Origin of the sequence: Vibrio sp. 10N.261.46.E11 (assembly GCF_041472735.1) — a bacterium.
Classification (GTDB): domain Bacteria; phylum Pseudomonadota; class Gammaproteobacteria; order Enterobacterales; family Vibrionaceae; genus Vibrio.
Genome location: NZ_JBFRQW010000032.1, coordinates 108035 through 116829 on the forward strand (window position 1 = coordinate 108035; position 8795 = coordinate 116829).

Below are 8795 nucleotides of genomic sequence, written 5' to 3' on the forward strand. Positions count from 1 at the left end.
ACTTATGAGAATTTAATAGCATCTTGTAGGGCAAATTAAAAAGCAGCGCCTGATTTGGACGCTGCTTGAGGATATACGCAAAGGCAAAGAATTTGGTTCAGTTTCACGGAATAAATTTTTAGATTATGGTGATTTTCTTTAGAACCTTGTTTTCCTTGCTCTAATTTTGACTGCTATTGAATCGCAGACTCTAAAATCTCACGCGTTTTCTCTGGCGTGATTGCTTGGTTTTCGCCAAGTTGCAGGTAACCGTGTGATTCAAGTTGAGCAACAACGTTGTCGATTGCTGCCGCTTTCGTTGCTTCGTAACCGTCGAACATGGTTGGAACGTCTAGGCTGTGGTAAAAGGCTTCGATTGCCGCGATTGTACGCTCGGCTAAATCAGCCCCCGCTTCTAGGCCAAATACGTTGCGACCCATTTGCTCTAGCTTGCCACGCTTCGCTTCGATTTGATTACGAAGTAGTGAAGGTTGAACAATCGCAAGAGAACGCGCGTGGTCTACGTGCCATAGTGCTGTGAACTCATGGCCAATCATGTGTGTTGCCCAATCTTGAGGAACACCCGTACCAATCAGGCCGTTAAGCGCTTGGTTTGCTGTCCACATTAGGTTGGCACGCCATGCGTCGTTGTCACGCTCGTCGTATTGCTTACCCAGTACAAGTAGGTTTTTCAGCAGAGTTTCTGCGTAACCGTCTTGAACCATCGCGTCTGTTGGCATTGTGATGTATTGCTCACATACGTGTACCCAAGCATCAACCAGACCATTCACTAATTGGCGCTCTGGTAGAGACTTCATTACATCTGGGTCCATTACTGCAAACTTAGGCTGTACCGCAGGGTTCATGAATGCCAATTTTTCTTGAGTTGCTTTACGAGTGATTACTGCACCCATGTTAGATTCAGACCCTGTAGCAGGAAGCGTCAGCACTGCGCCGATTGGCGTCGCTTCTGTTACTTGGTGTTTGCCCGCTAGGATGTCCCAACCGTCACCGTCGTATTTAGCCGCTGCAGCAACATACTTAGAACCATCGATTACCGAACCACCGCCAACAGCGATAATGAATTCTACGTTTTCTTCTTTAACAAGAGCGACGGCTTTATCTAGCGTCTCTTTGGTTGGGTTTGCTTCAACACCAGAAAACTCAATCCAAGCGTGATCTTTAAGAGATGCGACTACTTGGTCGTAAACACCATTGCTTTTGATTGAGCCGCCACCGTAGATGACAAGTACTTTCTTTGAAGTATCAACCGCTTGGCTGATAGCGTTGATTTGGCCTTGGCCGAAGTGGATGACTGTAGGGTTAACATAAGTAAATTGCATTGTAGGTTCCTTGTGTAAAGCTAGATTTTTTATTCTGATGTGTTGCTCAATTTCTATATTTGCATATTAGTACAGGAATTTAGGGTGGTGAAGGCCAGTTTCTCCAAATTAATTGCCTATTTCTACAAACTTGTTATTCTTTTTGGGCTTTTGTGCAAATACACTCCGCACCTTGAATGGAATATCGCCAGTTATGAATACACTCGCTCAGTTAATGCAGTCTTACGTTGAACACAAAGGTTGGGATGATCTCGAAGGGATCAGAGAAACAGAAATTGACGGCGTGTGGTTATATAGAAGCAGCGGTGGCAATCAGCGTCAGCCTTTTACTTACCAATCTGGCATCATAATGCTCGGGCAAGGTAAAAAGAACATCTATATTGGCGAACGCCCAGTAACTTACGCAGCAGGAGATTACCTTGTAGTCGGTGTGCCAATGCCGTTGGAGTGTGAGGCCTTGCCTGTTAATGGCGAACCATTACTTGGTTTATCTATCAACATTGACTCTCAACGTTTGCACAGCTTGGTAAAAAAGTTAGAAGACCAAGGCTTTCTTGAGAGCTACTGCAATAAGCACAAACAGAATTCTAGCGGCTTAGAGTCCACGCCGATGGAAGAGCAAATGCTAGAAAGTTTTACTCGATTGGTGAAAATGCTGCATTGCGACATCGAAGCCAACATATTGGGTGATGCCATGGTCAGCGAAATTGTCTACCGCGCCCTAACCGGTTCAGAAGGGCGTGTGTTATTCGATCTCGCCCATCACGACGGCCATTACGCACGTGTTGCCAAAGCACTGTCTAAAGTACATGAAGAGTATGACCAAACCATTACCGTTCAATCGCTAGCCGATGAAGCGAACATGAGTGTGTCTGCTTTCCATAATGCTTTCCGTAACGTCACCTTTGAATCGCCACTTCAATACTTGAAGAAGGTAAGGCTCAACAAAGCCAAAGAGCTGATCCAGTTAGAAGGCCTGCGAATCAACGATGCCGCACGCCGAGTCGGCTACTCCAGCCCATCCCAATTCAGCCGAGAATTTAAGCGCCACTTCAATACCACCCCAAGAGCGGTTTAGTTTTTACTCAATATTTATGTCCCGAAAGCTATGGCGTCGATAATTCGTCTGACGCCATCTTCATTTTAGAAAGCACCACTTCTTAGTATCACAACCACCTTTCTCTGCTGTTACCCTAGGCTTCTCAATTGTTTAATTATATGAGGATATGTATCTAATAATGGGTGTTGTTAGACTATTGGCATTTGAGTATCGAACATATTATTAACTTACTTGTATAAAACAGCCTCTTTAAAATAATTAGTTAAATTGCTTAAGAGTTTATGCAGGATATTTCTGTGGTAGTTCAATGGTTCTGATAATAAGGCTGATTTATTGTGAACAACCTATCAAATATTATCTAAAATTCGGGAATTACTCACCGTATTCTCAGAGAGAGTATTCAGGATTATTGAATAGACTTAAAATTAAATAGAATTTAGCAGTTGATAAAGCCTAGTATGACGGATAATTAGTCGTGTGATGACTAATTATCCTGTAACTTGCTGATTTATAGTCACCTTGGAGTCTGACGGGTATCACGTTTACCCTAAAATAATTCACTTAACATGGCGCTACTTTAATCATTCTTTCCAATACGATTGTTAAATATAAATACGTATTCCTATATTATTAAAAGGATAATTCCGATGAGTAGCGATATCATTAAAATTTCAAGAAATACTGAAAATGCACCAATTAATTCTGTATCTACACAAACGGTCGCTTTTTCTCATTATAATAACTTTTCGGCTCAACTTCCTGTTGACCCTAAAACGGGAGAAATAGTAATTGGTGATATTAAAGATCAAGCAGTACAATGTTTAAATAATATCAAAGCTATTGTTGAAAGCATCGATCATGTTATGGATGATGTCGTAAAGATTAATATTTTCGTGAAAAACATTTCTGATATTGCTGCTATCGATGAAGTTTACAAAAGCTTCTTTAACAACAGCCTACCTACACGTACTGTTGTGGGTGTTGCTGCACTACCAAACAGCGATGCGCTAGTGCAAATGGATGCGCTTATTTCTAACGGCGAAGGTACTAAACCACAAGCACCTTGTGCGCTAGTTAAGGTATCAAGAAATACAGATAATGCGCCTCAAAGTGCTGTATCGACGCAGACAGCTGCTTTTTCTCACTACAACAACCTTTCAGCTCAATTGCCTATCGATGTAACCACAGGTGAGTTGGTTGATGGTGGTATCGAAGCGCAAACGTCACAATGTTTAGCAAACATTAAAGCGATTCTAGAAAGCATCGGTCATGTCATGAATGATGTGGTTAAAACGACTATCTACTTAAAAAATATCGCAGATGCGGAAGTGGTAAATGAAGTGTGTGCTAAATTCTTCCCAAGCTACGTTCCTGCTCGTACCGTTGTTAACGCAGCTGAATTACCAATGGGCGCTTTAATTCAAATTGATACATCCGTTTCACATGGCGACGGTACACCACCGCAATTACCAGAAGACACTCGCTTACTGGTTATTGAAACCAATAATACTGTTGCTGCACCATTCATGCCTTATTCGCATACTGTTGCTTTTTCTCACTACAATCATATTTCAGGTCAATTACCTTTAGACCCGAAAACAAATCAAGTGGTTGCTGGTGGTGTAAAAGAACAAGCTCAACAATGTTTGAACAATATTAAGGCGATCATTGAAAGTGTTGACCACAGCATGGACGATACGGTGAAAATTAATATTCAACTTAAGGATATTTCAGATATTGACGCGGTGAACGAGATTTACACAACGTTCTTTAATGCTGATTTACCGGCAAGAACGGTAGTCGGAGTTTCTGAAATTCCTATGAATGCTCTAATCCAAATTGATGCCGTCGTTTCTAACTGTGAAGGCACGCCACCACAAGATGTAATTGCTTAAACATAATTAAACCCACTTCAAACTAAGCGGTCAGATTGTCGGTGATGATCTGATCTGCTCCTTCGTTAAATTGTCGGCTGTACCGAACACTCTCATACCGTTAGAAATAGTTAGTTAAACGTTTAGCTAGCCTGAGCCCGAAGAAATGATCAATACTGGTGATTCGAACTAGTGCTTGTCGAGTAGATATCGCAGATTTTAGACTGTATTGGAGGTGCTTTTGAAAAAGTCATTAATTTTACTGGCGTTAGTTACTACATCTTGTTTCGCTGTTGATGATGAAGATCCTTGTAACGTTGAAGGTGGAGGGGTTACTGCGGGTTATCTGTGTGTCGAAGAGAAAATGAAAGTAGCAAACATCGATCTCGATAAAACATATCAAGAAGCCATTATGCGAATAGTCGAGGAAGAAGCCGAATTGCAAAAAATCGAGTTTCACATCGATCTAGAAGAACCTTTCCGAAGAGCTCAACAAGCTTGGTTGAAATATAGAGACGCTGAGTGTGAATTTATTGGTCAAGCGTATACGCCTTCTGTTTGGGCCGGGGTTCAAATCGAAGAGTGTAAGCTAAGAATGATTTTAGAGCGTATCGAGTATTTTAAAGGTACCTATTCAGTTCCAGATTAAAGAAGCTTAAACTTGATTACGAGTAACTACGTTGGGGCTCATAGAAGCGATGTACCAAGAACCGAAAATAGAATTAGAATGTGAGAAAGAAAATTAATTGTATGCAATTTCGAGTTATTTTTTTGTTGTGCCTAGCGATAGTGGGGTGTTCATCTAATCAAGAGCTAACACTTGATCCGACAACTATCACGCTTTTTTATGGCGAGACGTCGATCTCGGCGGGTGTCTTAGAAGATAAAACATTTAATTCGGTTCTAGCCGATAGAAGAGAGAGTGTTACTTTCTCGGGCTCACTATCAAAGCAAAACTCAGGTTACTTAGTTGATATGTTAGTGATCAGAGAAAATAGAGCACCACGTTCAAAGCGGCAATTAAACACCTTACTTCTTATGAAGCCGGGAGAGTTAGTGGATGTTGGTGGTGTGAACAATGATGTGTTTAGAGTCATGCTCGAGTAACAATCTTATATGCACAATTAATGTAAAATTTCACTTTACCTCAACTTAACTTTAAGTATTAAGCTTCTTCTATTCATAGAGAAGGAGCTTATTATGCAAAATAACTACGTAAAAGAACTCGCCGTCAAAACTTACCAAGAAGATCTTGAGAAAGAGTATGTTAGATCTAAAGCTCGACCATTTCATGCCCCAAGCTTTATCGGCGGCGTACTGTTGTCAGTCGTGTTGGTTGGGCTGTTTTAGTAAATAGTCTCGTGGAATTTTTGAACCACTGCCAACTATCACTATTCCAACTGACTTAAAGGCTCTCGCATAATTGCTTCGGCTTGTTTGTGATTTTAGTATCAGGTTTGAACATGACATATTAAATAAGTGTAGGCGATTATTTATGGATGTATTTTTACACTTACTTCACCCAAGCGATGTCAGTGCTTTATTGGAGTTTGAAGTTGAAAATAGAGAGTGGTTTGAGCAATTTGTTCCAGCTAGGGATGATCGCTTTTATTCAAATGCAGGTGTGGCCGAGCAAATCATCGGCTTTCTCACTGAATATGAAAACGGAGAGATGATCCCTATGTTGATCAAGGACGCCAATGGCACAGTCTGTGGAAGAATCAACATTCGTGATATCGACCAGAGCGCTCACAGTGGTGAGCTAGGCTATCGAGTGGGTCATTCCTTTGGTTCTAAAGGAATTGCGTCTAAGGCAGTAAAGCAGTTTCTAGTCTACTTGACGGAACAGACAAATCTTAAATATGTTGATGCCTATGCGTTAGTGGGTAATGTCGGCTCAAATAAAATCTTATCCAAGGCCGGTTTTGACTTAGTTACGCATGTAGAGAATTACATTGTATTTAAAGGGCAAAACCAAGACGCCAATTATTACCGTAAAGCGATACTTTCTTAAGCGAATGTTTGATATTTATTATCTGTTCTATGATCAATACGAGAATAGATTTAGACAAGATGAGCTCATAGCAACTGTGGTGCGACATAATACAGAGATCAGTTTATGAACATTGTGACAGTGTATAGTGGCAATCAGCAGGTATATGCAAATTTGTATCAGGGCTATGCGGCCGAGTTTTCAAAAATCATCGGCGATAAGCCTGACGAGTACGGCTTGTTCGAGATTTATCCGACGCTTGGCGATACCGTAACGGGCTATTTACTCTACATTGATGGTGTCCCTGCTGCGTTAACAGCCATTGAAACCAAAGTGCCAAACGAGTTTGAGATCTGCGACTTCTATGTTGTGCCCTATTTTCGTAAAAACAAAGCAGGAAAACGGTTCATCTGTGAACTGTTTGAACATCTAAAAGGCAGTTGGGAGATCAAGCAAGTACTGGGCGCAGAGCATGCAGTTAAGTTCTGGATAGAGGTCGTTAATGACTACACATCAGGTAACTACGTGGAAGATCAATATCAGGACGAAAAATGGGGTTTGGTGACTAGACAGTGTTTTAACCATGAAGCTCCAACAAACTAGAAAACGTATCTTAGATATAGATAACGCTACAGATACAACAAAGCCACTCAGGTAAATCACTTGAGTGGCTTTTTAGTGTTCTACGCTATCCGAAACTAAATCGGATTAGGTATTAAGCGATGCCTTGATCTCTTGCCATCTGCTTTGCGATCTTAGGTGCATGCCATAGACATGGCAGCAAGATAAACGAAACAGGAACAGCAGTAATCACAATGAACGACTGCAGAGCTGAGATACCGCCAGAGCCCATTGAGATAAGCGCGATAGCTACTGCACCCATAATGACGCCCCAGAATGTTCTAACTGCTGAGTTAGGCTCTGTTGTACCTGTCATTACTACACTGATGGTGTAGGTCATTGAGTCACCTGTGGTCACGATGAACGTGGTCGTTAGGATAAGGAACAAGATTGCAATCAGAGTCGGGAACGGCAGTTGCGAAGTAATAGCCAGTAGTACAGCAGGAAGGTTGAAACCTTCGAATGCGCTAGATATTACGCCTGGGTTCTCTAATTCAAACGCTAAGCCACTACCACCAACTATGCTGAACCAAAAACAAGTTACAAGCGGTGCAACGATGCTGATAGAAACGATCATTTGGCGAATCGTTCGGCCACGTGAGATGCGAGCAATGAAGATCGCCATCATTGGGCCATAACCTAAGAACCAACCCCAGAAGAATACTGTCCAGCCACCTAGCCACGCCGTATCTTGGCGGTATAGAGCCATTGGGATGAAGTTGTCGACCATTTCACCGATGCCTTGTAGGTAACCATCAATGATAAAGCTGGTTGGTCCAACAAGAAGGATGTAAACGATGAGGCACACTGACAAGATGATGTTGTAACGGCTAACCAGTTGGATGCCTTTACTTAGACCACTCAATGCCGACAGCGTATACATGGCAATAGCGAATAGAATAACGACGCTTTGGGTAGCAAAGCTGTCAGAAATTCCAAACAGTTCGCTCAGTGCGTAGCTGATTTGCAAGCCAAGGAAGCCGATAGGGCCGATTGTACCTGCGGCTACTGCCACAATGCTGCACGCATCAACGACGTTACCTATCCAGCTGTTGATTGCCTTGTCGCCCAGTACTGGGTAAAGCAGGGTGCGAGGCTTAAGAGGAAGGCCTTTTTCGTAGTGCAAGTGCATAAGTACGATAGAAGAAAGACCACCTAAGATAGCCCATGCAAGGAAACCCCAGTGCATGAAAGATTGTGATAATGCATTGAATGCCATCGCTTGAGAATCTGCGTTGCCATACAGTGGTGGAGCTGAAACAAAGTGAGCAATTGGCTCTGCGGCTGCCCAGAAAACGCCACCGCCTGCAAGGAGAGTACACAGGATGATAGACATCCATTTAAACGTGGTCATTTCTGGTAAGGAAAGCATCCCTAAACGAACGTGGCCAGTGCGACTTAGTGCAAGCACCAAACCGATCATGAAATTAAGTAGTAGTAGGACTTGCCAAAAAGCACCGAACCATTTAGTTGAATAACTAAAGCCGATGTTGACAAGTTCGGACAATACGGAGGTATTGGTGAAAGCAAGGATGACAAAGAGGGTCAGAAAACTGCCACTTAGCCAAAAAACTGGGTTTCCGAGTTCCAGCTTTTCACCCAAAGATTGAGCTTTATTGAAATTGATAGAAGTAGATTCTGCGTTGATGTTTTCGTTGGCGACTTGCGTCAAGTTGGACATTATTTCTTCGCTATATTTGGCTCTTTCAAGCCTATGTATTTCTCCCACATTTGGATAAAAATGTGAGGCTCGTCAAAAAAGCCGCTGATACTAACATATTTGTTATCAAAAAGTGGGCGATTTCATAAAATAATCCCAAATCGTCAATAATTCCCTACTTTTTGGTTAGTTTTGATGCGGATTATTACAGAATTTAAATCATGATTTTGTTTTTTAAGCCCCTATTTTTTGGTTCATCGCGGAT

General features: G+C 42.0%; 9 protein-coding genes. 7 read left to right on the top strand and 2 right to left on the bottom strand.

Translation table 11 applies throughout. From position 1 onward, the window contains the following. Window positions 1-173 precede the first annotated feature (173 nt). Complete coding sequence (locus tag AB4407_RS11055) at window positions 174-1322, bottom strand: iron-containing alcohol dehydrogenase (protein ID WP_372120577.1); 1149 nt, start codon at window positions 1320-1322, stop codon at window positions 174-176. A 193-nt stretch (window positions 1323-1515) separates the two neighbouring features. Here AB4407_RS11055 and AB4407_RS11060 point away from each other — a divergent pair, with 193 nt between their 5' ends. From AB4407_RS11060 to AB4407_RS11090, 7 genes are all read left to right on the top strand, one after another. Further along, a complete protein-coding gene (locus tag AB4407_RS11060; RefSeq protein WP_055318921.1) occupies window positions 1516-2400 on the top strand; it encodes an AraC family transcriptional regulator in 885 nt (294 codons plus the stop codon). 629 nt (window positions 2401-3029) lie between these two features. After that, window positions 3030-4277: a RidA family protein gene (locus AB4407_RS11065; protein WP_372120578.1), complete on the top strand. Its 1248-nt coding sequence runs from the start codon at window positions 3030-3032 to the stop codon at window positions 4275-4277. Window positions 4278-4491: 214 nt separating this feature from the next. Further along, entirely contained in the window at window positions 4492-4905 is a 414-nt protein-coding gene (locus tag AB4407_RS11070; RefSeq protein ID WP_372120579.1) for a lysozyme inhibitor LprI family protein, read from the top strand. A 101-nt stretch (window positions 4906-5006) separates the two neighbouring features. Next, window positions 5007-5363: a hypothetical protein gene (locus AB4407_RS11075; protein ID WP_372120580.1), complete on the top strand. Its 357-nt coding sequence runs from the start codon at window positions 5007-5009 to the stop codon at window positions 5361-5363. Window positions 5364-5456: 93 nt separating this feature from the next. Further along, window positions 5457-5606 carry a hypothetical protein gene (locus AB4407_RS11080; RefSeq protein WP_170213741.1) on the top strand — a complete coding sequence of 50 codons (150 nt, stop codon included), beginning with the start codon at window positions 5457-5459 and terminating at the stop codon, window positions 5604-5606. A gap of 145 nt (window positions 5607-5751) precedes the next feature. Continuing rightward, on the top strand, window positions 5752-6270 hold the full coding sequence (locus AB4407_RS11085) for a GNAT family N-acetyltransferase (protein WP_372120581.1): 519 nt from the start codon (window positions 5752-5754) through the stop codon (window positions 6268-6270). Between the two features lie 105 nt (window positions 6271-6375). Further along, window positions 6376-6852, top strand: coding sequence for a GNAT family N-acetyltransferase (locus tag AB4407_RS11090; protein ID WP_372120582.1), 477 nt, complete (start codon window positions 6376-6378; stop codon window positions 6850-6852). A gap of 112 nt (window positions 6853-6964) precedes the next feature. Here AB4407_RS11090 and AB4407_RS11095 read toward each other — a convergent pair whose 3' ends face one another. Further along, window positions 6965-8551, bottom strand: coding sequence for a BCCT family transporter (locus tag AB4407_RS11095; protein ID WP_372120583.1), 1587 nt, complete (start codon window positions 8549-8551; stop codon window positions 6965-6967). Between the last annotated feature and the right edge of the window lie 244 nt (window positions 8552-8795).

Excerpts from the sequence above, each read along its gene's own strand:
- AB4407_RS11055 (WP_372120577.1), bottom strand. The coding sequence starts at position 1,322 with ATGCAATTTACTTATGTTAACCCTACAGTCATCCACTTCGGCCAAGGC.
- AB4407_RS11060 (WP_055318921.1), top strand. The coding sequence starts at position 1,516 with ATGAATACACTCGCTCAGTTAATGCAGTCTTACGTTGAACACAAAGGT.
- AB4407_RS11065 (WP_372120578.1), top strand. The coding sequence starts at position 3,030 with ATGAGTAGCGATATCATTAAAATTTCAAGAAATACTGAAAATGCACCA.
- AB4407_RS11075 (WP_372120580.1), top strand. The coding sequence starts at position 5,007 with ATGCAATTTCGAGTTATTTTTTTGTTGTGCCTAGCGATAGTGGGGTGT.
- AB4407_RS11080 (WP_170213741.1), top strand. The coding sequence starts at position 5,457 with ATGCAAAATAACTACGTAAAAGAACTCGCCGTCAAAACTTACCAAGAA.
- AB4407_RS11085 (WP_372120581.1), top strand. The coding sequence starts at position 5,752 with ATGGATGTATTTTTACACTTACTTCACCCAAGCGATGTCAGTGCTTTA.
- AB4407_RS11090 (WP_372120582.1), top strand. The coding sequence starts at position 6,376 with ATGAACATTGTGACAGTGTATAGTGGCAATCAGCAGGTATATGCAAAT.
- AB4407_RS11095 (WP_372120583.1), bottom strand. The coding sequence starts at position 8,551 with ATGTCCAACTTGACGCAAGTCGCCAACGAAAACATCAACGCAGAATCT.